This window comes from Archangium violaceum, assembly GCF_016859125.1.
Taxonomy (GTDB): domain Bacteria; phylum Myxococcota; class Myxococcia; order Myxococcales; family Myxococcaceae; genus Archangium; species Archangium violaceum_A.
The window spans coordinates 3470585-3495874 of sequence record NZ_CP069338.1 but is presented as its reverse complement, the minus strand read 5'-3'; the positions used below and the strand labels follow the sequence as shown (position 1 = coordinate 3495874).

Annotated in this window: 22 protein-coding genes; 8 read left to right on the top strand and 14 right to left on the bottom strand. The window is 69.0% G+C overall.

Annotated elements, in window-relative coordinates:
- Nucleotides 1–21 precede the first annotated feature (21 nt).
- The 8 genes from JQX13_RS15050 to JQX13_RS15015 form a co-directional block, all read right to left on the bottom strand.
- The gene (locus JQX13_RS15050) at nt 22–420 is read right to left on the bottom strand and encodes a hypothetical protein (protein ID WP_203409709.1); all 399 of its coding nucleotides are present in this window, start codon (nt 418–420) and stop codon (nt 22–24) included.
- Entirely contained in the window at nt 417–1589 is a 1173-nt protein-coding gene (locus JQX13_RS15045; RefSeq protein ID WP_275425015.1) for a hypothetical protein, read from the bottom strand. The genes JQX13_RS15050 and JQX13_RS15045 overlap by 4 nt, the downstream gene beginning before the upstream one ends.
- 5 nt (nt 1590–1594) lie before the next feature.
- The gene (locus JQX13_RS15040) at nt 1595–2203 is read right to left on the bottom strand and encodes a c-type cytochrome (RefSeq protein WP_203409707.1); all 609 of its coding nucleotides are present in this window, start codon (nt 2201–2203) and stop codon (nt 1595–1597) included.
- On the bottom strand, nt 2200–2733 hold the full coding sequence (locus tag JQX13_RS15035; RefSeq protein WP_203409706.1) for a DUF3341 domain-containing protein: 534 nt from the start codon (nt 2731–2733) through the stop codon (nt 2200–2202). Before JQX13_RS15035 ends, JQX13_RS15040 begins: the two co-directional genes overlap by 4 nt.
- A gap of 3 nt (nt 2734–2736) precedes the next feature.
- Nucleotides 2737–4173, bottom strand: a complete 1437-nt coding sequence (gene nrfD, locus JQX13_RS15030; protein WP_203409705.1) for an NrfD/PsrC family molybdoenzyme membrane anchor subunit — start codon at nt 4171–4173, stop codon at nt 2737–2739.
- Nucleotides 4166–7204, bottom strand: coding sequence for a TAT-variant-translocated molybdopterin oxidoreductase (locus JQX13_RS15025; RefSeq protein ID WP_203409704.1), 3039 nt, complete (start codon nt 7202–7204; stop codon nt 4166–4168). Before JQX13_RS15025 ends, nrfD begins: the two co-directional genes overlap by 8 nt.
- Nucleotides 7192–7839, bottom strand: a complete 648-nt coding sequence (locus JQX13_RS15020) for a cytochrome c3 family protein (RefSeq protein ID WP_203409703.1) — start codon at nt 7837–7839, stop codon at nt 7192–7194. The genes JQX13_RS15025 and JQX13_RS15020 overlap by 13 nt, the downstream gene beginning before the upstream one ends.
- 146 nt (nt 7840–7985) lie before the next feature.
- Complete coding sequence (locus tag JQX13_RS15015; protein WP_203409702.1) at nt 7986–8807, bottom strand: alpha/beta fold hydrolase; 822 nt, start codon at nt 8805–8807, stop codon at nt 7986–7988.
- Between the two features lie 166 nt (nt 8808–8973).
- On the opposite strand from JQX13_RS15015, the gene JQX13_RS15010 reads away from it, so the two are divergent.
- From JQX13_RS15010 to JQX13_RS14980, 7 genes are all read left to right on the top strand, one after another.
- Nucleotides 8974–12840 (top strand): bifunctional serine/threonine-protein kinase/formylglycine-generating enzyme family protein, encoded by a 3867-nt coding sequence (locus tag JQX13_RS15010; protein WP_203409701.1) that lies wholly within the window; start codon nt 8974–8976, stop codon nt 12838–12840.
- A gap of 168 nt (nt 12841–13008) precedes the next feature.
- Nucleotides 13009–14112, top strand: a complete 1104-nt coding sequence (locus JQX13_RS15005; protein WP_203409700.1) for an ADYC domain-containing protein — start codon at nt 13009–13011, stop codon at nt 14110–14112.
- Nucleotides 14113–14339: 227 nt separating this feature from the next.
- A complete protein-coding gene (locus JQX13_RS15000; protein WP_203409699.1) occupies nt 14340–14813 on the top strand; it encodes a DUF11 domain-containing protein in 474 nt (157 codons plus the stop codon).
- A complete protein-coding gene (locus JQX13_RS14995; protein ID WP_203409698.1) occupies nt 14813–16291 on the top strand; it encodes an OmpA family protein in 1479 nt (492 codons plus the stop codon). The genes JQX13_RS15000 and JQX13_RS14995 overlap by 1 nt, the downstream gene beginning before the upstream one ends.
- Nucleotides 16292–16460: 169 nt before the next feature.
- The gene (locus tag JQX13_RS14990; RefSeq protein ID WP_203409697.1) at nt 16461–17633 is read left to right on the top strand and encodes an RICIN domain-containing protein; all 1173 of its coding nucleotides are present in this window, start codon (nt 16461–16463) and stop codon (nt 17631–17633) included.
- A 108-nt stretch (nt 17634–17741) separates the two neighbouring features.
- Nucleotides 17742–18197 carry a DoxX family protein gene (locus JQX13_RS14985; protein ID WP_203409696.1) on the top strand — a complete coding sequence of 152 codons (456 nt, stop codon included), beginning with the start codon at nt 17742–17744 and terminating at the stop codon, nt 18195–18197.
- Between the two features lie 107 nt (nt 18198–18304).
- Complete coding sequence (locus JQX13_RS14980) at nt 18305–18718, top strand: VOC family protein (RefSeq protein WP_203409695.1); 414 nt, start codon at nt 18305–18307, stop codon at nt 18716–18718.
- A 27-nt stretch (nt 18719–18745) separates the two neighbouring features.
- On the opposite strand, the gene JQX13_RS14975 is transcribed toward JQX13_RS14980, so the two are convergent.
- Nucleotides 18746–19138: a VOC family protein gene (locus JQX13_RS14975; RefSeq protein WP_203409694.1), complete on the bottom strand. Its 393-nt coding sequence runs from the start codon at nt 19136–19138 to the stop codon at nt 18746–18748.
- Nucleotides 19139–19233: 95 nt separating this feature from the next.
- Nucleotides 19234–20106, bottom strand: coding sequence for a helix-turn-helix domain-containing protein (locus JQX13_RS14970; RefSeq protein WP_203409693.1), 873 nt, complete (start codon nt 20104–20106; stop codon nt 19234–19236).
- Between the two features lie 461 nt (nt 20107–20567).
- Between JQX13_RS14970 and JQX13_RS14965 the strand changes: the two genes are divergently transcribed.
- On the top strand, nt 20568–21356 hold the full coding sequence (locus JQX13_RS14965) for a hypothetical protein (protein WP_203409692.1): 789 nt from the start codon (nt 20568–20570) through the stop codon (nt 21354–21356).
- A gap of 241 nt (nt 21357–21597) precedes the next feature.
- Here JQX13_RS14965 and JQX13_RS14960 read toward each other — a convergent pair whose 3' ends face one another.
- The 4 genes from JQX13_RS14960 to JQX13_RS14945 all read right to left on the bottom strand — a co-directional run bounded on the left by JQX13_RS14960 (nt 21598) and on the right by JQX13_RS14945 (nt 25208).
- Nucleotides 21598–22131, bottom strand: a complete 534-nt coding sequence (locus tag JQX13_RS14960; protein ID WP_203409691.1) for a putative immunity protein — start codon at nt 22129–22131, stop codon at nt 21598–21600.
- Nucleotides 22132–22372: 241 nt separating this feature from the next.
- Nucleotides 22373–23254, bottom strand: coding sequence for a PhzF family phenazine biosynthesis isomerase (locus JQX13_RS14955; protein WP_203409690.1), 882 nt, complete (start codon nt 23252–23254; stop codon nt 22373–22375).
- A gap of 46 nt (nt 23255–23300) precedes the next feature.
- Nucleotides 23301–23726 carry a hypothetical protein gene (locus tag JQX13_RS14950; RefSeq protein WP_203409689.1) on the bottom strand — a complete coding sequence of 142 codons (426 nt, stop codon included), beginning with the start codon at nt 23724–23726 and terminating at the stop codon, nt 23301–23303.
- A gap of 183 nt (nt 23727–23909) precedes the next feature.
- Nucleotides 23910–25208: an AAA family ATPase gene (locus JQX13_RS14945; RefSeq protein WP_203409688.1), complete on the bottom strand. Its 1299-nt coding sequence runs from the start codon at nt 25206–25208 to the stop codon at nt 23910–23912.
- Nucleotides 25209–25290 lie beyond the last annotated feature (82 nt).

The following is a 25290-nucleotide window of genomic DNA, read 5'->3' as shown; positions in this document are numbered from 1 at the left end:
CGAGGGCCTCGTCGCCCGAGGTCATGGCTCGCCTCCGTCGCGCTGGGGGGGTTGCCCGCTCACGATGCGCTCGATGGCCCGCTCGATGGGGATGTGCACCACGCCCGCGTCCCGGTCCACCCAGCCGTAGCCGTGCAGCTTCCCGAGTTGCTGGTTCTTCTCCTCGTACGCCCGGGTGTCGAGCTGCATGAGCCCCGTGTTGACGAGGTTGATTTCCGCCTGGCCCAGCACCTGGGGCGTGGTGGGGCCGGCGGGGTTGAGGTGCGCCTCCCGCGCCTGGAGCTGCGCCCAGGTGCCCACCACGAAGAAGGTGAAGACGATGAGCGCACCGGCGATGACCGCGCTGATGAACCAGCCACTCACCGGCCGATTGTCGCGCTCGGGCGTCTTCCACTCCACCCTGGACCCATCGCCGCTCATTCGTCGTACCCCAGGGATTCGTGCAGATAGGGGTCTCCCACCGGCACGGTGGCATGTCCCCGCATCCGCCACAGGGTGAAGGCCACCGCGGCGCCGCCCACGCCCAGGAACGCCGACACGTCCGCCCAGTGCACCCGCACCGCGTCCGGGCTCACCACCGGCACCACCAGCCACCACGTGTCCACCCCGTGCGCCGCCAGCAGCCACACCGCCATCGCCGCCATCATCCGGCGGTGCCGCTTGAAGGGCCTCGAGAGCAACACGAAGAACGGGAAGACGAAGCGCGCGAACACGACGAACAACGCCACCGGCGCCCACGCGCCCCGCGCGCGCAGGATGTACCAGGGCACCTCGTGCGGCAGGTCCGCTATCCAGATGAGGAAGAACTGGCTGTAGGCCATGTAGGCCCAGAAGACGCTGAAGGCGAACAGGAACTTGCCCAGGCTCGCGCGGTGCGAGTCATTGACGAGCTCGCCATAGAGGTTCGGCCCGCGCGCCAGCGTCGTCGCCAGCGTCAGCACCGCCAGCGCCCCCACGAAGGCCCCGGAGAACCAATACAGCCCATACACCGTGGACACGAAGAGCGGCTCCAGGGACATCAACCAGTCCAGCGACGCGAAGGACATGGCCAGCGCCACCACCGGCAGCGCGCCCGCCCCCAGCCACCACTGCCACTTGGTGAGCTTCAGCTCGCCCGTCTCGTCCTGGCGGCGGGACCAGCGCAGCAGCAGCTCGCCCACGGCGATCCACACCCCGAAGTAGACGGCCGAGCGCACCCCCCAGAAGGGCAGGTTGAGGTAGGGCCGCTTGTGGTCGAGCCTGTGCAGCTCCTTCTCGGACAGCGGCGGATGCGGGTCCATCCACAGGTAGAGCTGGCTGGCGCCCGCGAGGAGGGGGAGGAAGAGGACGAGGAAGAGCGGGAGCGAGGCCGCCATCGTCTCCAGCATGCGGCGCAGCACCACCGGCCAGCGCGCCTTCGAGGCGTGCCACACTTCCAGCAGCACCAGGGAAGCCACCGCGATTCCCGCCCAGTACGCGAAGGCGAACAGGTACGAGAAGAGCGCGCGCCGGGTGTCCACCGCGAAGCCCAGGCCCGTCACCCCGAGGCCCACCGCGCCCACCGCCGCGGAGGCCAGCATGGGCGTACGCCCTCCCGTGAAGCGCTCCATCACCCTCACGGTGTCCCCTCCTTCAGCAGCAGCGGCCGGGCCTCGGGCGGCACGTCCTCGAGCCTCGCCCGCTGGCTCACCTGCAGCGCCCGCACGTAGGCCACCACCGCCCACCGCTGCGCGGGCGTCAGCTTCTCCGCGTAGGCCGGCATCAACCCGTACCCCTCGCTGATGACCGCGTAGTAGTAGCCGTCCGGGTAGGGCGGCAGATCCAACAGCGAGGGCGGCGGGCGCAACGCCATGTTGCGAGCCACCTGGCTCACCCCGTCCCCGAGGATTCCGTGGCAGGTGGCGCAGTAGATTTCGTAGAACCGCCCTCCGCCTTCCACGACGTCCCGCGTGAGCGGGAGGGGTACCCCGTCGAGGTAGCCCGCGTCCGGAGAGCCCGCATCCGGGACCTCCCGGCCCGTGAGGAAGAGCCGGCTCTGCCCCCTGCGGCTCCTTGGCACCGTGCCCGGCGGAGGCTGGCGCATGACCCGGTCATCCGCGAAGAACGGGCTGTCGCGGTAGGGCAGCGCCTTGGGTTGATGGTCCATCCCCGCCCAGCCCTGCAAGTCCACGGGACAGCCGGCCAGCACCGCCACCAGCGGCACACACAGGAGCAGGCGCCTCATGACTCCTCCTCCACCACGGACGTCTTCTTCGCCGCCAGCTCGCGCAGGTGGCCCAGCACCGGCTCCGTCTCCTCGCGCGTCTCCGTGGTGATGCTCACCCAGAAGCCTCCGGTGGACGCGGTGCGGAAGGACTCGAGCTCGAAGAGCGGGTGGTGGGGCCTGGGGAAGCGGTAGAGGAACATCAGGGCGAAGAAGATGGTCAGCGCGGCGAACAGCACCATCGTCTCGAAGGTGATGGGCACGAAGGCCGGCCACGCGTGCGGCGGGCGGTTGCCCACGTTGAGCGGGTAGTCCACCGCATTGGTCCACCACTGCACCACGTACGCGAACGCCGCCCCGCCCAGCCCCGCCAGGAGGGCCAGCCAGCGCACGGGCGAGGGCTTCAGCTCCAGCACCTCGTCGAGCCCCTCCACCGGATAGGGTGAGAAGGCATCCAGCGCGTCCTTCGCGTAGCCCAGCTCGCGCAGCCGCCTCAGCGCCTTCTTCGCCTCGTCGCCCGAGCCGAACTCTCCCACCACCCAATAGCGCATGGCTCAGGCCTCCTTCTCCCGGAGGGCGCTCTCCGTGCGCTCGCGTTTCGCCTTCTCCTCCAGCGCCTCCTTCAGCTCATGGTGCAGCTCCTTCACCTCGCTGATGGGCACCGGCGGGACGAACTTGAGGAAGAGCAGGAAGAGGAAGCCGAAGAAGCCCATGGAGCCGAACAGCAGCCCGAAGTCCACCCACGTGGGCGAGAAGTGCTCCCAGCTCTTCGGTAGGAAGTCATGGGCCAGCGACGGGACGATGATGGTGAAGCGCTCCAGCCACATGCCCACGTCCACCGCCAGCGCGGCGAACCACACCACCACCAGGTTCGTGCGCAGCTTCGCGAACCAGAAGAGGTGCGGCACCAGCACGTTGGTGACCATCTGCAGCCAGAAGATCCAGCCCCACGTTCCCGAGCGCTTGAAGGCGTACGCGGCCATCTCGTACTCGTCCCCGCTGTACCAGGCGAAGAAGTGCTCCTGCAGGTAGCCGTAGGAGACCATCAACCCCGTGGCCAGGAGCAGCTTCGCCAGGATGTCCACGTGCTTGTCCGTAATGACGTGGTTCAGGCCCAGGGGCCCGCGCACCGGGAGCAGCAGCGTCAGCACCAGCGCGATGCCCGAGAAGATGGCTCCCGCCACGAAGTACGGCGGGAAGATGGTGGAGTGCCACCCCGGAACCAGGGAGATGGCGAAGTCGAAGCTCACGATGGTGTGCACGCTGAGCACCAGCGGCGTGGCCAGCCCCGCCAGCAGCAGGTAGCCCGTGCGCCAGTGGTGCCAATGTCTCGCCGAGCCCGTCCACCCCAGCGAGAACAGCCCGTACCAGAACTGACGCCGCGGCGTGGTGGCCCTGTCCCTCGCCGCCGCCAGGTCCGGCAGCAGCCCCAGGTACCAGAACATCAGCGACACCAGGAGGTACGTGGTGATGGCCACCATGTCCCACGGCAGCGCGCTCTTGAACTGGGGCCATATCTTCATCGTGTTCGGGTAGGGCACCAGCCAGTAGAAGACCCATGGCCTCCCCAGGTGCAGCAGCGGGAAGAGCCCCGCCTGCATCACCGCGAAGAGCGTCATCGCCTCGGCGAAGCGGTTCACCGACGCGCGCCACTTCTGCTGGAAGAGCACCAGGATGGCGGAGATGAGCGTGCCCGCGTGGCCAAAGCCAATCCACCACACGAAGTCGATGATGCCGAACGCCCACGCCACCGGGATGTTGTTGCCCCACGCGCCAATGCCTCGCACCAGCGTCACCGTGATGGCCAGCGCGAAGAGCCCCGTCCCGCCCAGCGTCAGGAAGAAGAGCGCCCACCACACCCGGCCCGCCTTGCGCTGAAGGGGGCTCAGCAACGAGCCCGTCAGGCTCTCCGCGCTCTGCGCCCCCGCGATGAGCGGCAGCGGCTCGAGCGCGTCCCGCGTGGGCGTCTCCGATGCCTGCCCCTCAGCCATGCTCGAGCTCCGGGTTCGGGTTCTTGATGCGCGCCAGGTAGGCCGTGCGCGGCTTCGTCCCCAGCTCGTGCAGCACCTTGTAGTGGCGCGGCTCGCGGTGCAGCCGGGCCACCGTCGAGTCCGGCACGTGCAGCGAGCCGAAGGTGATGGCCTCCGTGGGACACACCTCGGCGCAGGCCGTCTGGAGCGCCTCGGTGTTGATGGGCTCGCGCTGCCGGCGCGCCTCGATGCGGGCCCGCTCTATCCGCTGCACGCAGTACGTGCACTTCTCCATCACCCCGCGCATGCGCACGGTGACTTCCGGGTTGAAGCGCAGCTTCTCCAGCTCGCTCACCCGCGGGTTGTAGTCGAGGTAGTTGAAGCGCCGGACCTTGTACGGGCAGTTGTTGCTGCAGTAGCGCGTGCCGATGCAGCGGTTGTAGACCATCTCGTTGAGGCCCTCGTCCGAGTGGACGGTGGCGTTCACCGGGCACACGTACTCGCACGGCGCGGCCTCGCAGTGCTGGCACATCATCGGCTGGGGAATGGCGTGGGGCCCCTCCGGCGCGCCCTCGAAGTAGCGGTCCACCCGCAGCCAGTACATCTCCCGCCCGTTCTCCACCTGGGCGCGCCCCACCACGGGGATGTTGTTCTCCGCCTGGCAGGCCACCATGCAGGCCGTGCAGCCGATGCAGAGGCTCAGGTCCACCGCCATGGCCCACTGGTAGGGCTCCTCGTACTCGAAGGGGCTGTACAGGGACGCCACCGGGCCCTTGAGGTGGTGCAGGTAGTGGGGCTTCTTCTTCTCGAACGTCTCCAGCTCGTCCTGGACGGCGATCTCCCGGCCGTGCATGGACCAGTGGTCCTGCGTGGTGGCGTAGCGCCCGTGTCCCTCCGCCTTGTCCACCTGGAGCCCGCCGGTGAACCACGGAGCGTCCGGGAAGCGCAGCAGGTAGGCATTGACGCCCAGCTCGCCCATGTCCCCGATGCTGTCGTCGAGCCACTCGAGTCCCCAGCCGAGCTCCAGCGACACCGTGTCGTCCGCGTGGCCGGGCAGCACGTACACCGGGGCCTCCAGCCAGCGCCCGCGGAGTGTCAGCTTCACCTTGTCCCGGGGCGACACCTTCAGGCGCTCGGCCGTGCGCGGACTGACGAGCGCCGCGTTCCCCCAGGACAGCTGGGTAAGGGGCTCCGGCAGCTCCTGCAGCCAGGCGTTGTGGAAGTAGCGTCCGTCGCGGACCTTGTAGCCGGGCAGCAGGTTGAGCTCGAGGCCCTGGGCGGGGCCGGGCGAGAAGGCGCGGACGCTCGCCACCACCGCGCCCGTGTCCACCGCGGGCGCGAGGGCCGGGGCCTCGGTGCCCGGAATGGTCCCCACCGCCAGCCACTGGTCCCACGCGTCGTCGAAGGCGAGGCCCGGGCCCCCCCGCCGCCGCGCCCAGTGGGCCTTCACCAGCTGGTGGGCCGTCAGGTCCGCCACGCCCGCGAAGGGGGAGAGCACGTCCAGCTCCGTCACCCCCATGAAGAGCGGCTGGATGAGCGGTTGGATGATGCTCGCCGTCCCGTCCAGCGCCCGCGTGTCGCCCCAGGACTCGAGCACATGGGCCGCGGGCAGGACCCACGCGCTGTGCTTCGCCGTGTCGTCCTCGCGGAACGCCAGGTAGACCGAGTGGGGCACCGCGCTCAGCGCCGCCCCCAACGCCACGCCCACCGGCGCCGTGTAGACGGGGTTGAACGCCGTCACCACCAGCGTGTCCACCCGGCCCGCGCTCGCCGCCTCGGCCAGCTCGCGCAGCACCTCGGGTCCGCCGCGCACCGCGTCCACTCCAGGCTCGTGGTGCGTGATGAGCCGCTTCTGGCTGCCCAGCGCCGCGTTGAGCACGTGCGCCACCGCGTGCACCCGCGCCGGCTGCCGCTCGCCCACCACCACCACCGCGCGCTCCGCGTGGCGTGCCAGCTCCCCGGCCACCACGCGCACCTCCTTCGCCTTCTCCGGCCAGCCGAGCGCCAGCTCCTGGAAGGGCTCGAGCCCGGCCAGGCGGTGCGTGCGCGCCAGCTCGCCCAACACCGCCAGGGCGAAGCGCTCCACCTCCGAGGGCTTCATCCGGAAGCGGTGGTCCGCGTTCATCCCCGTCACGCTGTAGTGGCCCTCCGCCACGTACAGCCGGCTCATCTCCCCTCGCTCGGGCAGCCGTGTGCGGGAGAACTCGCGCGCCTCGCGCAGGGCGAACGGGCCCTGGGTGAGGAAGTCCGCGTCCAGGGAGAGCACCACGCGCGCCTCGTCGTAGCGCACCCGCGTCTCCAGCGGCCGGCCGAACGCGAGCCTCGCCCCCTCGTACACGTTGTCCCGCGAGAGCGCGTGGTACGTCTCCACGCGCGCCCTCGGGAAGCGCTGGCGGATGCGCTCCACCATCTCCCGCCGCGTGGGCGAGGACGAGGGCTCCAGGAGGAACCACAGCCCCTCGCCGCCCGTGGCCTCCAGCACGCGCGCGCGCTCCACCTGCTCCTGGAGGTACGTCCGGAAGGAGACCAGGGTGCCGCGCAACTTCACCCCTCGCACCCGCGTGGTGTCGTAGAGGTCCACCGGCAGCGCCTGGGCGATGTGGTTGGTGGCACCGAGGCTCGCCGGATGATCCGGGTTGCCATCCACCTTCGTGGGCCGCCCCTCCCAGCTCGTCACCACCAGGCCCGCCGCGTAGCCCTCATGGGCCCAGGCCGTGGCGTAGGCGTTGGGCACTCCGGGGATGACGTCCGGGGGCCGGTGCGTGTACGGCATCACCTTCTCCGCCGGCTCCTTGCACGCGGTGAGCCCGGCCAGCGCCGCCGTGGTGCCCGCGAGCTGGAGGAAGCGGCGCCGGTCCAACCCCCGGGGGGGCTCGGCGGCACCGGGAGGGAACTCGCGCCCGGCGGCGCGAGCCAGCTCGGGCGAGCCGTGCAGCTCCTCCAGGCTGCGCCACGCGCGCGGGCGTTCAGCATCCCCGTCCTCACGGGAGGCTCCGGTCCCGGACGAGTCCTGGAGCACGGGCAGCGGATAGCGGTCGGTCAGCGGTGGCATGTCGTGCAGTTCGTTCGCGGGTGGACGTCGTAGCGGCGCGCCAGCTCCTCGGCCGCCGGGTCACCCGGGCGAGGCCGCCAGCGCATGGAGGTGATGGCCTCCAGCGGGCGCAGGTGCGGGGCCGGGTCCCGGTGGCACTCCAGGCACCAGCCCATGGACAGCGGTTGCGCCTGCATCACCGCCGGCATCAGGTCCACCCGCCCGTGGCAGGTGACGCACCCCACGCCCTTGGCCACGTGGATGGAGTGGTTGAAGTAGACGAAGTCCGGCAGGTTGTGGACGCGGTTCCATGGAATGGGCCGGTCGGCGAAGTAGTACTGGCGTACGGGCTCCAGCAGCGGGCTCTGCGTCCAGATCTGCGAGTGGCAGTTGAGGCAGGTGGACACCGAGGGGTAGCCGGCGCTGGAGGAGACCTCGACGGTGCTGTGGCAGTAGCGGCAGTCGATGGCCTCGTCGCCCGCGTGGTGGCGGTGATCGAACTGCACCGGCTGCGGAACCGGGTAACGCATGTTCTGCGCCAGCGGGCTCCAGGCGTAGAGCCAGAGCAGGAACACAACGAGCACCGGAGTGCCCAGCAGCCCCGCGGCGGCCACCCGGGCCACCGTGTTCGCACGTCGTGTGAAGATCCAGGCCATAGGGCGCCTCGGAGGACTCCGCGCGCTCACGCGCGGCTCCGAGGGCCTTCGACCCTAGAGAGAGGCACCCGGTGCAACAATCACCACGTTCCGTGCGCTTCCAGTTGTGAACCGAGGCCGCACGGGAACTGTCGGGAATCGCGCGTTCAGCCCCGGATGAAGGACAGCAGGTCCGCGTTCAGCCGGTCCTTGTGCGTGAAGTACAGCGCGTGCGGCGCGCCCGGATAGACCTCGAGGCGCGCGCCCGGAATCATCTCCGCCGCGAGCTTGCCGCTGAAGTCGAGCGGGACGATTTGATCATCGTCGCCGTGAACGACGAGCGTGGGCAGGGTGAAGGCCGCCAGGTCCTCGCGGAAGTCGGTCTCGCTGAAGGCGGCGACGCAGTCATGGGTGCCCTTCAACGACGCCATCAGCGCCATGGACAGGGTCCAGGTGAGGAGCCCCTGCGAAACCTTCGCATCCGGGCGGTTGGCCCCGGTGAAGAGCTTGCCGAAGTCGGTGAAGAACTGCGGGCGGTCGGCGAGGATGCCCGCGCGAAGCCCGTCGAACAGATCCTTCGGCGCGCCGACCGGATGCGCCTCCGTCTTCAGCAGGAAGGGCGTCACCGCGCCAATCAACGCCGCCTTGGCGACGCGGCTCTTGCCATGGCGGGCCAGATAGCGAGCGACCTCGCCACCGCCCATCGAGAAGCCCACGAGGACGATGTCGCGAAGGTCGAGCGCGTTGATCAACTCCGCCAGGTCATCGGCGAAGTGGCCGTAGTCATAACCCTCCCACGGCTGGCTCGAGCGGCCGAATCCCCGGCGGTCATGGGCGATGACGCGATAGCCCCGCTCGGCGAGGAACATCATCTGGTATTCCCACATGTCCGAGTTCAGCGGCCAGCCATGGCTGAAGACCACGGGCTGCCCCTTGCCCCAGTCCTTGTAATAGATTTCCACTCCGGACTTCGTCTTCAGCGTGGCCATTTCCCGTTCCTCTCCTCAGACGTGGATTGCGCGGATGAAGATCGCGCGGACCCGCTTTTTCAAGAGCCGAGTGGGGCTAGCGATCGTCAGTGAACGATGCAGGCGGGACGGAAGGGAGCACTCGACCTGACTCGGCGGACTCTGAGAGACTGAGACCCTCGAATCCATGGGTCCGCCAGACGCGAATGAGGAGGGAACGGGGGGGCTCGGGGGCCCGGGTCGTCCGGAGGATCGAACCCAGACAATCGCCGGGCCCGCTCCGAAGGCCGCTCTCGCGCGCCCGAAGCCCGGTCCCGCCTGGACTCCTCCCACCGAGTTCAACGAGTTCCGCCTGGAGCGCCTGCTCGGCCGCGGCGGCATGGGCATCGTCTACCTCGCCCACGACACCTCCCTGGGCCGCCCCGTCGCGGTGAAGTTCATCGCCCCCGGCCAGCCCGAGCCCCAGGTGCGCGCGTACTTCGAGACGGAGGCACGCGCCATCGCCCGCCTGCAGCACCCCAACGTCGTCACCGTGTTCCGCGTCGGCTCGGTCGGCGAGCACCCGTACATCGTCTCCGAGTACGTCGTCGGCCGAAGCCTCTCGGAGCTTCCCCACCCCCTCCCCTGGCGGCGCGCCCTCACCATCGGCGTGGGGCTCGCCCGGGGCCTCGCGGCGGCCCACCGGCAGGGCGTGCTCCACCGGGACATCAAGCCCTCCAACGCCCTGGTCACCGCCGATGGCGAGGTGAAGCTGCTCGACTTCGGCCTGGCCGAGCAGTTCGATCCGAGCGAGTCCTCGCGGCCCCCCGGTACGCACGAGCCGGCGGGTACGCCGAACTACATGGCGCCCGAGCTCCTCCTCGGCGTGCCGGCGAGCCCCCAGAGCGACATCTATTCGCTCGGCCTCACCCTCTACAAGTTGTGCACGGGCCATCTCCCATCGCGCCCGTCCCCGAAGGGGGCGGCCGTCAGCGCCCTGGAGCAGGAGAAGGCACTCTCGCGCGGGCTCGGAGGGGACATCGACGCCGACTTCGCCGCCCTCATCCTGCGGTGCCTCGCGCCCGACCCCGCCGAGCGCTTCGCCTCCGCCGACCAGCTCCGCGAGGACCTGGAGCGCCTCGAGCAGCGCCACGCCTCCACGCCGCTCGCCGCGGGCAATCCCTACCGCGGTCTGGCCCCCTTCGAGGCCGAGCACCGCGCGCTCTTCTTCGGACGCGACGCCGACATCCGCGCCGTGCTCGAGCGCCTGCGCCACCAATCCCTGGCACTCGTCGCGGGGGACTCCGGCGTGGGCAAGTCCTCGCTGTGCCGTGCCGGTGTGCTCCCCCGCGTGTCCGCCAGCGCCGTGGACGAGGGCCGTGAAATCTACACGGTCACGCTCTACCCCGGTCACCGGCCGCTCCAGGCGCTCGCCGCCGCGCTCGCGCCCCTGCTCGGCAGGAGGGAGGCGGAGGTCGTCACCGCCCTCACGGACACCCCGGCTTGGCTCGGTCAGGCCCTGCGCGAGGCGTACTCGGGAAAGCGCGGCCTGCTCCTCTTCGTCGACCAGCTCGAGGAGCTCATCACGCTCGCCGAGCCCGTCCAGGCGCTGCGCTTCGCCGCCGTGCTCGGTGAGCTCGCCCTGCCCTCGGCGGGAGTGCGCGTGCTCCTGGCGGTGCGCGGCGACTTCCTCACGCGCGTGTGCGCGCTACCCGGCCTGGGCGACGAGGCCGAGCGCGCGCTCTACATCCTCCGGCCCATGTCGCCCGAGGGCGTGCGCGAGGCCATCGTCGGCCCGGCGCGCAGCCGCGGCGTGGTCTTCGAGTCCAGGGAGCTCATCCAGACGCTCGTCGACTCCACGGCGAACGGCGCGGGCAGCCTGCCCCTGCTCCAGTTCGCGCTCGCCGAGCTGTGGGAGCGGCACAACCCGGCGCACGGCCGCATCACCCGCGCGGCGCTCGACGAGATGGGCGGCGTGGCCGGAGCGCTGTCGCGGCATGCCGACGGGGTGCTCGCGAGGTTGAGCCCGGCCGAGCAGCAGGCGGCGCGGCGGCTCCTGCTCCAGCTCGTGACGGCGGAGGGCACGCGCGGGGAGCGGAGCGAGGAGGAGCTCGTCGCGGCGTCGGATGCCGACTCCCGCGCCGCCCTCCACGCGCTCATCGAGGGCCGGCTCCTCCACGCGAGGAGCACGGGAGGCAAGGCCCGGTATGGCATTGCCCATGACTCGCTCATCACGAGCTGGGGCACGTTGCGCAACTGGCTCGATGACGACATCGGCCACCGCGCGGTGCGCCAGCGCGTCGAGGTGGCGAGCGCCGAGTGGGAGCGCCTGGGCCGCGCCCGGGATGCCCTGTGGGGACAGCGTCAGCTCGACGAGACACGCCCGTTGGACTCCACGACGCTGGGGCCCCGCGAGCACGCCTTCCTCCAGGCCTCGCGCCGCGCCCTGAGCTTCCAGCGGTGGGGGCAGACCGCGGCCCTGCTCCTCGGGGTGCTCGCCCTCGCCGCCCTCTATGGGGGGCTGCGCCTGCAGGCGTACCTCGAGGATGCGCGCTTCGTCGCCGACGCGATGGACACCGCGCGCAAAGCGCTCGCCGAGGGCCGCACCCTGGGACAGGAAGCCCGTGCCCGCCGCGAGGAGGCGCTCGCGCTGTTCGACGGCCGGGCTCCTCCGTCCTCCGGCCCGGACAACCCACCCGGCCCCCATGACCTCCGGCCAACCGCCGAACGGCGATGGGACGAAGCGCTCGGATTGCTCGAGAAGAGCGATGCGGCCCATCTCCGCGCCACCATGTTCCTCGAGAGGGCGCTGGAGCGTGAGCGCGGCCACGCGGAGGCGCGGCGGCTCCTCCTCGAGGTCACCCATGAGCGCATGCTCCTGGCCGAGCACTTCCACCAGCAGCGCATTCTGGACGAGCAGGGACAGCGCCTGGAGCAGTTGCTCGAAGGCGCGGACGACGGCTCCGAATGGCGGCGGCGGCTCTCGGCACCGGCCGAGCTCCAGCTCGTGACATCCCCTCCCGGAGCACGCGTCCGGCTCGAGCGCTACGTCCCCGATGAGCGGGGCGTGCTGCGCCCCCAGTACGTCCAGGAGCTCGGCCAGACGCCCATCACCCGCGCGCTGCTGCCCGCGGGCTCCTATCTCCTCCACATCACCGCGCCCGGCCACGCGCCGGTCGACCTGCCCCTGCTCCTCACGCGGGGCGAAACCGAGCGGCGCCACCTCGAGCTCCCCACCCGCGTGCCTCCTGGCTACGTCTACATCCCTCCCGGTTGCTTCCTCCAGGGCACCGCCAAGCCGGAGGAACTCCGGGAGTTCATGAGCAGCGCGCCCCTCCACCGGACCTGTCTCAACGAGGCCTATCTCATCGGCCGCACGGAGGTGACGTTCGGTGACTGGGTGACCTACCTCGACACCCTCCCCCCGAACGCGGCGGCCCGACGCATCCTCGAGCAACCGCACTTCAGCCACGCCAGAGCCATCACGCTGCGGCATCAGCCCGGCACCGGCTGGGTCTTCTCCTTCCATCGTTCGCGTGAAGGCGTCCTCTCCGCACGGGACGGAGAGCCGTTTCGCTACCCGGACCGTACCCGCCGCGATACCGCCGACTGGCGCCAGTTCCCCCTGTCCGGCGTCTCCGCCGAGGATCTCGCGGGCTATTTCTACTGGCTGGACCACTCGGGGCGTCTGCCTGGAGCGCGCCTGTGCAGCGAGTTCGAATGGGAGCGCGCCGCCCGTGGCGCCGACGGCCGCGAGTACCCGCATGGGGAGCGGCTCCTGCCCGATGACGCCAACATCGACGTGACCTACGCCCGGCAGCCCATGGCCTACGGGCCCGACATGGTCGGCTCCCATCCCATCTCGACGAGCCCCTTCGGACTCGTCGACATGACCGGCAACGCGTACGAGCTCACGCGGCCCGTGACACCGGACCTCGGGCGTATCGTCCTGCGAGGAGGGGGCTGGTACTACGACATCATCATGGCGCTCGCCGCCAACCGCTCGGCTGGCGACCCCACCCAACGCGACCCCGAGATTGGCGTGCGCGTCTGCGCGTCCGTCTCCTCCCGGTAGTGCCCGCGGCAGGCGTGACTCCTGTCACACGAAGCGTGTGAGGGCGCGCACATCCCCACCGGAAGCACGTGGGTAATTCTTCATCCACGGTGCAGCCCTTCACGGTCAAAGGGACGGGGAAGGGCCGCGCCGGGCATGTCGTCCCCACCCCAACGGAGAGGTATGTCCATGAAGACGTGGAACAAATCCCTTATTGCCTCGATGTGTCTGCTGTTCACCACGCCCGCGTTCTCCGCGAGCCCGGCGTCCTCTCGATCCCAGAGCCCGGCGAGCGCGGCGGTCAGCACGGTGGCCCCGGTGTCCGAGACCGAGCGGTACGCGCGCCGCTGCCAGAGCCACGCGCCTGACCGCGGCAACAAGCCTCAGGGCACGCTCCTGTGGGGCACCCGGAAGGAGTGGAGCGCCAGGCACCAGGGTGACGAGCGACGCAGCGTGCTCGTCTCGGTCGACCTGGAAGCGCCGCTCCGCAGCGATGCCCAGGTGGGGAGTCCGCGATTGGAGAAGGGGCGCCTGGTGGGCTCCTCCCAGACCGCCACCAGCCTGGTGGGCACCGTGCTCCGGGGCACCTCCAGTCAGGGCAAACCCGTGGAGGTCGCCCTGTGCGGCGCCGAGCCCTCGCCCACGGACCCCGACGTGGTCTGGTACCGCATCGAGGCCTGGAACCCGGTGGCCCAGGAGTGGGAGAACCCCTGCGCGGCCATCGGCACCGTCTCCGATCCGCGGGCGCTGGCGGTGAGCGGCGTCTGGGATGCCAGCGGAGCGCACCACGACGTGCCGGGCAAGTTCACCCTGGCGTGCGAGACCGGCGTCATCTCCAAGTGCATCAGCTGGGGCTACAAGCCCTGGGCCAGCTGGAACGGGCAATCCCTGGCGGAGTTGCATCAGGCCTGCACCCGCATGGCCCGCGCCGACTACTGCGGCAACGGCCAGAGCCACACCCGCGAAGGCACCGTCATCGACATCTACGACGGGCTGGGCGTGCTCTCACGGACGACGGAGTCCTCTGCGAGCTGGGAGCCCTCGCGCGCCACCTTCGAGGCGGCCTGGGCGCCTGACGGAGCCACGTGCCTGTCGCGAACCCGGGATGGGCAAGCGATGGAGAAGATCCTCCAGGAGTGCCCGGAGCGCTTCCACGTGGGCGAGCCGGTGGATCTGGGACAGGGGGACCGCTGCACCGTGCAGCGCGTGGACATGAACAAGGGGACGACGCTGCTGCGAAACCAGTCGTACGAACGCCTGCAGGGCGCCTCGGCCCAGGCAGCGGCCCCTTGAGAAGCAACGTTCGTTTCTGGAACGAGCCGGGCAGGCAGGTCATGTCACCTGCCTGCCCGGAGGCGTTTTCGGAACGACCCCTGGCCAACGACGCCACCGCTGGCCGGCATGAGACGACCCGGGTCGTGACGGCATTCACACCCCGGCCGTGAGTCCGCGCACAGAGCTGGAAGGCAATCACTGGCACCTTGGTGGATGTCAGGACAACACCTTCCCGCGAGCGACCCATGCGAACCCAATCCTCATCCTTCTCGCGGCAGTGGTTCGCGCCGATGTCCTGGGCGATGACCCTGCTGCTCTCCCTGCCCCTGCTGCTGGCTGGCTCCGGCCAGGCCCTGGGCATGAGCCAGCGCCCGGACTTCCGGGAGACGTACAAGTCGGTGGAGAACCGCTCGCGCACCGCCGACATGGCATGGCCGGGCGATCGTCTCCGCTACACCATCACGACCACCAACACGGGCGACGACGTCTCCCGGGACACGAAGCTCACGGATCGGCTGCCCGCCCAGCTCCAGTACGTCCCCGGCACCATGATGTTGAACGACCGGAGCGTGACCGACCAACCGGGGGATGACGTGGCGTGGTTCAACGACGCCACGCGCACCCTCACCCTCTACCTGGGTAGGGACGCCACGCCGACCCAGGGCGGGAAGATGGCCATCGGTGAGTCGGTCACATTCACGTTCGAGGCGTGTCGCTGATGCGCTCGCGGCGCATGGGCTCCTCCACCCGCCGGGCGTCCTCCGCCGCCGGACTGGCGGCCCTGGGAGTGCTGTCCGCTCCCGTGGCCCGGGCCCAGGACTCCGCCGCCCCCCTGACTCAAGCCATCGACGTGCAGCGCTACAAACCCGGCCCTGGCGCCACGGACATCCTCGGCGTGCACGGTGCGCGGGTGGAGGGACACCTCGGCTGGCACCTGGGCGCCTCGCTCGACTACGCGAGCAACCCGCTGGGCTTCCTCGACGTGCGGCAGGATGACTTCGTCTACCAGGTGGTGGCCCACCAGGTGACGGTGGACCTGATGGGCTCGCTGTCGCTGTGGAACCGCTTCGAGCTGGGCGTGGCGCTGCCCATCACCTACCAGTCCTCCGAGCGGGGCGCCGCCATCACCCCCGCCTTCGCGGAGGGCGTGAGCGGCGCGGGCGTGGGAGACCTGCGGCTGGTGCCCAAGGCGCACCTGTACTCGAGGGGCGCGCTGCACCTGGGCCTCGCCCTCCCCGTGCTGCTGCCCACCGCGGGCGGCCAGGGTTTCCGTGGCGGCGCGGGCGTGGCCGTGCGGCCCCAGGTGGTGGGGGAGTGGGCCCCCGCGAGCGGCGTGCGCGTGGTGGCCAACCTGGGCGCCCAGGTGCGCGACGAGCTGCGACTCTTCAACCTGCGCGCCGGCACCGAGCTGTCCCTGTCGGTCGGAGCCCGGGTGCCCGTGGGCGAGCGGCTCGCCGTGCAGGCCCAGGTCGCGGGCGCGCTCGGGCTGGCGCGCGGTTCCACGGAGGCTCCGCTGGAGGTGCTCGCCTCGGTGCAATACCGCGTGCGTGACGGACTGCTGGCGCACGTGGGCGGAGGCCCGGGCCTCACGCGCGGTTACGGCACTCCCGGCTTCCGCCTCTTCGCGGGTATCGACTGGACCCAACCCGGCGAGCGCGCTCGGCTCTCCCGGCCGCTGCCTCCTCCCGCGCCCCTCGCCATGACGCCCGCTCCCGTGGCGCCCCTCGCGCCCTCCTCGCGGCCCGAGGACCTCCTCGTGACGAAGGTCCAGAACGACTGCCGCGACGTGGCCGGGAGCAAGGCCCGCCTGGGGAGCACGAGCATCGTCGTGGACGAGGTCTACTTCGACACGGCGAAGGACGTCATCCTGCTCGAGTCCTTCGACACGCTGAAGCAGGTGGCGGCGGTGCTGAAGGCCCACCCGGAGATCCACCTGCTGCGCGTGGAGGGCCACACGGACGACCAGGGCGATGACGCCAGCAACAGGGACCTGTCGCAGCGCAGGGCGGACAACGTGCGCGCCTTCCTCATCAACGAGGGCATCGCCGCGAACCGGCTGGAGTCGGTGGGCTACGGCGAGACGCGGCCCGTGGACACGAACAAGACGGCGAAGGGCCGGGAGAACAACCGCCGCGTCGAGTTCAACATCCTGAAGCTCGCGGGGACCTCCATCGCCCGGAGCGCGCCTCGAGGGTGATGACTGTTGTCCCGGGGTGGTAACTGTTGTCACCACGTCATTTGGACCGCACCGCCTTCAATTCCATGGAATCAAGTTCTTCCATGGGAAGCGGCTCCTGGCATACCGATTGCTCCGACCAAGAGAGAGGTGGGTCCCCCACCTCTCAGCCAATCGCAAGGAGAGCATCATGACGTATAGGAGGGTGTACCGCTGTCTGTCGTTGTTGGGCGTTCTGGGTGGCCTGGTGGGATGCGGTGTCATCGAGCCGAAGACCGCCGAGGAGAGCGGGCAGCTCCAGAGCGAGGCCATCGTGTCGAGCATCTCGGAGGGTGACTACGTCATCCGCTCCGTCGCGACCAACAAGTGCATCGACATCGCCTCGGGCAGCACCGCGGACGGAGCCAAGGTGCAGCAGTACGACTGCAACGGCAGCAACGCGCAGAAGTTCCACATCTCCCCGACGTCGGATGGGTACTGGAAGATCATCAACGTCAACAGCAACAAGGCGCTCGACATCTCCGAAAACAGCACCGCGCAGAACGCCAAGGTGCATCAGTGGACGTACGTAGGCGGGAACAACCAGCAGTTCAGGTTCGTGGCCCGGGGCAACAACCAGTTCAGCATCCACGCGCGCCACACGGACATGGTCATCGACCTGTATTGGGGCTCGGCGGCCAACGGCACGGAGTACGTCCAGTACCCGTACACCGGCACCACCAACCAGCTCTACACGCTCGACAAGGTGAGCGGCGGCGGCTCGGACAACCCGGGCCGCGGATGCGCCGTCGCCGATGGGCAGACCACCCTGCGCTTCATCAACAGGTGCTCCTTCGAAGTCGAGTTCGCCGGCAACAACATCACCGGAGGCACCCTGGGCTCGGGCCAGGAAGCGTGCCGGACCATCGGCTCCGTCACGGCGTACATGCCGACCAAGCGCTACTGGGGCTTCCGCAAGGGCGAGGACCCGGGCTTCGAGAAGCACTCCCTGGCGGAGTTCGGCTTCAACGAGGTGTTCTACTCCTACACCAGCTGGGACTGGTTCAACCTCAGCCACGTGGATGCCCACAACCTCCCCCTGAAGATCGTTCCCTATGAGCTGGGTGGGGGGACGACCTGCTCGGGGCAGACCCGCAGCTGCCCCATGGACCTGCTCCCGGGCTGCCCCGCGGAGGGCCAGTTCCGCAACGCCGCCGGCAAGGTCATCTCCTGCGTGAGCCGCGACCGCGACAACCCCAACAGCGTCGTGGCCCGGTACTTCGACGCGGCCTGCTCCCAGTCCTACTCGTGGTCCGGCGATGACACGGTGATGGCGGCCTGCAACGCCGAGGACTTCGACATCGTCTTCTGCCCGCCCAACTGAGCGGCGGCCTGGCGGGCATGGGGGGGGCCCGCGATCTTTTTTTCGGCCGACCGATGACTTTCGTCGATCGTGGCGGTCCAACCGTCGAATCCACTCCACGGAGGACCCATGACCACGACGACCCACACCGAGCTCCAGCACTCCGCCCCAGAGACCCGCACGCGGACGGGCACCCAGCCCGCCAAGAAGGCGCTGTGGACGGGACGCATCCTCAGCGGCCTCGCCGTCCTCTTCCTGCTGTTCGACGCCACTGGAAAGTTGCTCCAGATTCCCGAGGCGCAGCAGGGGACGATGGAGCTCGGCTACCCCGTGAGCGTGCTCTTCGGCCTCGGGCTCGTTCAACTGGCGTGCCTGGCCGTGTACCTCGTTCCGCGGCTCTCGGTGCTGGGGGCCGTCCTGTGGACGGGCTACCTCGGAGGCGCGGTCGCCACCCACGTCCGGGTCGGCAACCCGCTCTTCACCCACACGCTCTTCCCCGTCTATATCGCGACGCTGCTCTGGCTCGGGCTCTGGCTGCGGGATGAACGGCTCCGCGCCGTCCTTCCGGTCCGGGCCACGAAGTAATACGAGATAGCGCGCGGCACGACCGATGATTCCGGGCCGCGCGCGCCGTCAATGAAGCAGGAACCCTATTTTCGAAGCAGCAACCCACTCACTCCGAGGAGAAGAACATGGCAGCCACCCAGTCCCGAATGCTCTTCGTCAACCTGCCCGTGCGTGACCTGAAGAAGTCCATGGAGTTCTTCTCGAAGCTCGGCTTCGAGTTCAATCCCAAGTTCACGGACGACAAGGCGGCCTGCATGATCATCAGCGAGCAGGCCTTCGCGATGCTCATCACGGAGCCCTTCTTCAAGACGTTCACCAAGCGGGAGATCTGCGATACGAGCCGGTACTCGGAAGGACTGTTCGCGCTGTCGTGCAGCAGCCGGGCCGAGGTGGACGAGCTCGTCAAGAAGGCCATCGCCGCGGGCGGCAAGCACGCCATGGACTCGCAGGACCATGGCTTCATGTACGCCTGGAGCTTCTACGACATCGACGGCCACCACTGGGAAGTCATGTGGATGGACCCCAAGGCGGCCCAGTAGCCAGGGCGCTGCCCGAGCCTCGGCACGCTACCGGGACGGCGAGGGCCGGTAGGTGCCGAAGCTCCAGACGTACCCTTCCGGGTCACGCGCGGAGTAGTCCCGGGAGCCGTAGTCGGTATCGCGGGGCTCCATCACGATGGTCGCCCCCGCGGCCCTGGCCCGAGCGCAGTGGGCGTCGATGTCCCGCACGTAGACGTAGGGGGCCATGACGCCCTGGGCGCCGAACACATCGTCCCGGACGCTGCCCAGCATGAGGATGCTCGTCCCGAAGCGCAGCTCGGCGTGGGCGATGGTGTTGTCCGGACCGGGCACCACCAGCTGCTCCTCGAAGCCAAAGGCGGCGGCCAGCCACTTCAGGGCAGCGGCCGCGTCGCGGTAGCGCAGGTTGGGGTAGAGGGTCGGCGCGGTATCGGTGGTCATCTGTGTCTCTCCTGGGGTTCAGCGAGTATCCGCCAGGAGATATAGGCGGGGAGACATCCCCCGTATTGGACGGATTTGACCTGGGCGCGCGGGACTCAGCCCCCACTCACCCCACCGTTGTCCGGCAGCTGGCGGAGGAGGAACTCGCGGGGACTGCTCCCGGTGAACTGGCGGAAGTCCCGGATGAGGTGCGCCTGGTCGTAGTACCCGTGCTCCAGCGCGAGCTCTCCCCAGGCCGGCCGGCCGCCGGACTTCACCTGCTCCAGGAGGCGCTCGAAGCGCACGATGCGCGCGAGCAGCTTGGGCGGTAACCCCACGTGCTCGCGAAAGCGGGCGATGAGGTGGCGGTGGCTGAAGCCGAGCGAATCCGCCAGCGTGCCCACCTCCACCAGGCCGCCACTCTCCTCGATGCGGCGAAAGGCCCAGGCCACCCACTCGGGCACACCACGCGCGGCGGTGAGGCGCGCGGCGAGGTACTCGTCCAGGAGGGAGAAGCGCTCCTCCCATCCGGGCGCATCCTGGAGCCGCTCCGTCAGCAGGCGGCCCTCCGCGCCCAGCACGTCCTCCAGGCCCACCACCCGGCACGCGAGCTCCTCCATGGGCAACCCGAAGAAGCGGCGCGCGCCCAGGGGCGTGAAGTTCACCTGTACCCCCGAGGAGGAGCCGGGCGTCTCGGTGAGGGCGAAGGAGTCGTGCAGGCCCGCCACGAAGCCGGCCCGGTGCCGCGCGACCACCGTCTCCTGGCGCGGGTCGAGGATGCGCAAGGTGGGACCGAAGTCGATGATGAGCACCACCTGCGCCGAGGGGAACTCACGTCGCCGCATGGGCCCCGGGGTGCTCTCCACGAAGCCGCAATACTCGCGCACGTAGGGAGCCAGCCGCGGGTCCGGGTCGCCGTTCACCATCTCCCAGTTCCCCAGGTCCGACGCATGCCGCACGACACGGACCCGAGGGACATGCATCGCCATGAGCGACCTCCCGGACTCCTCCGAGGTGTAGCACGCGCCTACCGAGCGGGGCACACCCCACGCCACCCCGAGCCCTGAGCGCTCACCCCGCCGGGGGTCGTAGGCCGTCCAGCAGGATGGTCAGGTAGCGCTCGGCGAACACCTGCCGCTCGCCTCCGATGCGCACCGCGTGCTCGATGCCGCACATCAGCCGTTGGAGGCCGGAAGGTCCTGGAGAGGGTACACGCCATCCACGAGCGGGAGTACGTGGCGGGCGCCAGGGCGGCCTGAGGCCCGCGGCCTGGCGAAGCGGGAACCCCTGTGTGCCTTGAAGCGAGTCGGAACCAGACCGGGCGCCCATGGTGAGGGCACTTGTGGAGTAGGCCAGCCCGGAGCCACCACGCACCTCCTGGAGCGGGAGCACGGCTCGGTGCAAAGGAGGGCACCGGGCCTTGAGTGCTCGGGGCCGGCGAGGAGCACGCGTGGACGAGAGCGACGAGTCGAATTGGGAGGAAGTGGAGCGGCTGGGGCCCTACCAACTGCGCGAGCAGGTGCCGCTGGACGAGCACAGCCGGGGTGAGCTCTTCCGAGCCAGGAACGAGACGAACGGGGCGGCGGCCCTGCTGTTCAAGCCCGCCGAAGCGGACGGCTCGGAGCCGCTGACGGACTGGCGGGTGCGCTGCGTCAGCTCGGCCTCGCCGGGCTACCTGGCGATGGAGGTGGAGCAGACACCCTGGTCCGTGGCCCCCGACAAGCAATCCACGGAGACGCTGGTGTGCACGTTGGCGGATGTGCTCGCCGGAGTGCGTCGCATGTCCCAGGCCGTCTCCGGTGCTGACGAGCCTCGTCACTGGCGGCACCTGGGATGGGTGATGACGGGCGTTGCCCTGGCGTGCGCCCTGGGCTTCGCCCTGGCGCGCATGGACTTCGCGTCCCCACCGCCGAGCGAGCCGGACTCCCTGGCGAGCGCGCCAGCGCCCATGGACCAGGAGGCGCCCACGGACACGGTGGTGTCGGACTCGTTCACCAGCGGCCTCGGGGACACCACGCCCCCGGGACTCCCCTTTCTCGCCCGGCCCCTGCCACGCGAGCCTTTCAAGGGGCAGAAGCGTCCCCCCTGCACACGCTACACGGAGGTCGAGTTGGTGGGCGCCTGCTGGATGCCTCACAAGCTGAAGGCACCGTGCCCGGATGCCATCTTCGAGTACCAGGGAGAGTGCTACGCGCCCGTCTTCAGTGCCAAGCCGCCGCCCCAGTCGGTCGGTCAGTGAGAGTGACGCGGGGCACGTGGGCCGAGCCCCGCCTCCGCATCACGGTGAGGCGCGGCGTCAGTCTGGTATCCAGTAGAGACTGCGCCGGGTGCGCACGACCTGCTCCAAGAAATCCGAGAAGGACCTGGCGATCTGCTTGCAGTAGGCCGGATCTGGCTAATACGCGCAGGCGGGGAACGCCCATTCACGGGCGTAATAGTCCCCCGCGCGTAGCGCGCTCCGCAGCGGCGCGGATGGCTCGTCAGCGGCGAAGGCCCGCGTCGAGCTGGTAGAAGAGGTCGTCCAGCCGACCGCGACCAGCGCCGCGAACCGGCATCCGCCGCAGAACCTCGCGAACTACCGGCGAGGCGTGCTCGATCGCCCATCGGATCTCCTCGTCACCGACGCTGGGCTCGTCGCCCGCCGCGAGCTCGCGGGCCCGCGCCCCGTACACAGCAGGCCCAAGGACGTGTTTCGCCTGGTGAGGGGTTGCCAATGCGTGGAGGTAAGCGGTTGCCGCCGCGAGACCCGCGGCGCGAGCGGCGGCTGTGGCAGCCGGATTGCCGACCTCGCGTGCGGCTGCGTAAGCCGCCCAGGCAACGGAGCGCAGCCGCGCTGTCCGCTTTCCCCCGCGCGAGAAGGCCCGGATCCCCTCGATTGCCTCGCGCGGACGGGTGTCGGAGGGAGCCTGCGCCTCGAACAGCGGCAGCACCCGCTCGGCGCAATCGGCAGCCCAAAGTCCGACGAGGCGGCGGTCTTCGTCACTCAGCGTCATCCGACTGGTTTCGCGCTCCATCCTTCGCCTCCCTCACGTGATGGGCAGAACCCGGAAGCCGCAGGTCCGGGTCCAACTCCCAGCCCACCCGCCACTCGAATGCCTCGAGTTCCTGCCACTCTTTTATCCAACTTGCCCGACAATCGGACAAGTTGTTGAAGCCCCAGCCCGGAGGAGAGCGGGAAGCGCTGTCCATGCGGTTGATACAGCTTGCATCCTTCGGGATATGCCCCCGTCCTCCAGATACGCCATCGGGGCGGACTCACAGCACGACGCGACCGCCTACCCACCAGCCCCTCGCGTCGTCCTCGCCCGACCGTCCCACCACCAGGCGGCACGGACGTCCCATGTCCTCGCCTTGAGTGATGGTCAGACGCTCGAGCCCGGGATGTCCCCCGACCCGCCTGAGCCACAAGGCGGGTGCGGCGGCGGAGCCTCCCGTGGCCGGATCCTCGACAATGCCGATCCCGGCCGGGAACTGCCGCGCGGCGAGGTGCGCACCCATCGCATCCGCACGTTCGACCACGAAGGCGTAGAAGCCGGTGCAGCCCAGTTCAGAAGCGATGCGAGCGATGGACCCGGGCTCGACGTGTATCGCCGCCAATCGCTCGCGCGACTCCAACGGAACCAGCGTCTTCAGGCGCGCCCCGCCCGCGTTCCACAGTCGTTCGGGCAGGTCCTCCAGCGTGAGCCCGAGCGCCGCGGCCAGTGCCGCTCGCAACTCCCGTCCCGCCTCCACCGGAACCAGGAGCTGCCGTCCCAACTCCACCGAGACCTCGAAGGTGTGGGCGTCCACCGCCTCGACCCGCGCCGTGAACTCCCCGGAGGGGGTCGTCACCGTCACGGCCCGCCCCTCCCCAGCGATGCGCCCCTCGCGTCGGGCGAGCGCCAGTCCACCCAACAGGCCGTGGAGGCACAGGCTCAGCTCCCCCTCCGGCGCGATGAACCGGAAGTCCCGGCCCTCCACCTCGAGCGTCACCTCCACTCCGGTCTCGCGCGCCAGCACCCGGGCCATGTCGATCGCCGCTCCGACCGCACCTGGCTCCCGTCCCACCGGCAACACCCAGGTGGAGTTGCCGCCGCGTATGTCGGCGGAGATGAAGGCTCGGGCATGGTGGGCCTCGGCTGGCACGGCAATGGTCACGTCGGTGCTCCTCGGGAAGGTGGCGCCCCTGCTTCGGGTCCCTGTATCAGGGAGCCTGTGAATCAGGGGCGGCGTAGGTCTGCTCCAGTGCGGTGGTCAGCTCGTCACATTCCAGGAGGCCCATGACGGTGCGAGAGAAGGACGCCTTGGCATCGAAGACCTCCCGGGCCGGAAATCCCGAGGAGGCCAGATGCGCGTTGTACTTGTCCTGGAAGCAGAGCGCTCCTTTGGGATGGGTGACCTCGTCGAGGCTCGCGCGGTTCTTCTCCCACTCCGCGATCTTCACATGGCACTGCTTGCAGCCTTCTTCCTCGCACAGGTGTCTGGCTTCCCGGGTGTTCTGATAGACCCAGGCCTCGATGCTGTAGAAGGGGACGAGCAGGCGGAGCCTCTTCATGCGCTCGCTGGGAGCGTTGGAGTCCGGAGGCTGCTTCATGAAGGCACGCACACCGGCTTCGATGGGAGGAAGCATGCGCGATTTGAATTCGCGCTCGTTCTCGCTCGATTGCCAGGGGCTTGAAGTCGATGCAGTGGGTCCGCACACCGGGAACGAGCAGCTTGAGCATCTCCTTCACGAGGGCGCGCACGGTGTCATGAGCGCCCGTGCCGGAGTCCTCGGTCAGCACCATGACCGAGGGACGAGAGAGATGGCCGCTCACCAGAGCCCCTTGGATTGAAGCAGCTCGCCGACCTGTTGGAACCCGACCTTGTAGGAGTCGAAGAAGTCCCGTGCGGCCTCCTCGGACATGTTCTCCCAGACCATCTGCTCGGGGCCCTTTTCCCACCCGCAGAGGACGAAGGCGGAGCGAACCTCCTCGGGAGACTGGAAATTCAGATAGTCGAGCAGGAGGGGATTCTGGCTGGTGAGGAAGGCCTGTCGTTGCTCGATGGCCTCGAAACAGGAGCGAATCCAGCGATGGTGGAGGCCATTCACGAGTTCGTCGGCGATGACGACCGACCGGGCCGTGTCCAGGTAGTGCATGAATGCGAGCATGCGCTTCTGGCCATAGCTGAGCATCTTCTCCGAGATCTTCCAGCCGCCCCGGTGGCTGAAATAGAATCGCATGCCGCCAAGACGCATGAAGGCGAACTGCCCTTGTTTGCTCGAGTCCTGCAGCTCGATGATTGCTTCAGCGGACTCAATGTCAAGAAGCTGAATTGTGCGGTTCAGGAAATGAATCTGGGCATCGGTCAGGACATACCGGTCTGCTCCCCACTTCTTTTGCGCCAGACCACGTAACTGCATCCCCGTGGGGATATCGAAGGTGCCGCGACCGGGGAAAACGGACCCATCCGTCCTTCGGTAGAAAGTGACATGAAGTCGTCCCAGGTTATTGAAATACTCGAGTGACTCATCGAAGCGTTCAACCCCGGAGAGGATGAGCTCGCCGAGTTCGGCGATTTCGGAAGATGGCTTCGGTACAACAGACGCATTGGCTTCCCATTGCGACAATCCGTAGAAGAGCGCAAACCCTGGCGTCAACTCAGCGAGGTCAGACAGGTCGATCTCGAAAGGTTCTCCTGGAGTTGGCCCATCCATACGCAGCAGCGAGCCGCGTTTGCCTTCGGTATCGAGCTTGATTTGAAGTCCCGTCTGTTTGATGGAAACGACCGCTGTGACGGAGAGCACCGGGGAGAATATCATTCCCTCGGGCGACAGCTCTCCCAGTTTCCGAAACGAAGCACCTTCGGCCCCAGAGAAAGCACGGTTCTCATTGCGCACCGAAAAGGTGACCGTTCCCTTGTCCGAGGCGAGCTCGTACGAAAGGTCGAATTCTTCTTCCTTGTACTCACTGAAGTCCGACTTGACGGCCGCCGCCACCAGGTTGAGCAACGTGGTCTTCCCGGTGCCGTTCTGCCCGAGCAGCACGTTGTAGCCCGGGTTGAAGGTCAGCCGCGTTCCCGGTTTCACCGAGCGGAACCTGTTCACCTGGAGCCAGTTGAGCTTGACCATCGGACACCTGGTTTGGGTGCAATGCGCGCCCACGGAGGGGAACGCCGAGAATACGTGCCGGCCCCTGGGTGTCCAGGACCGT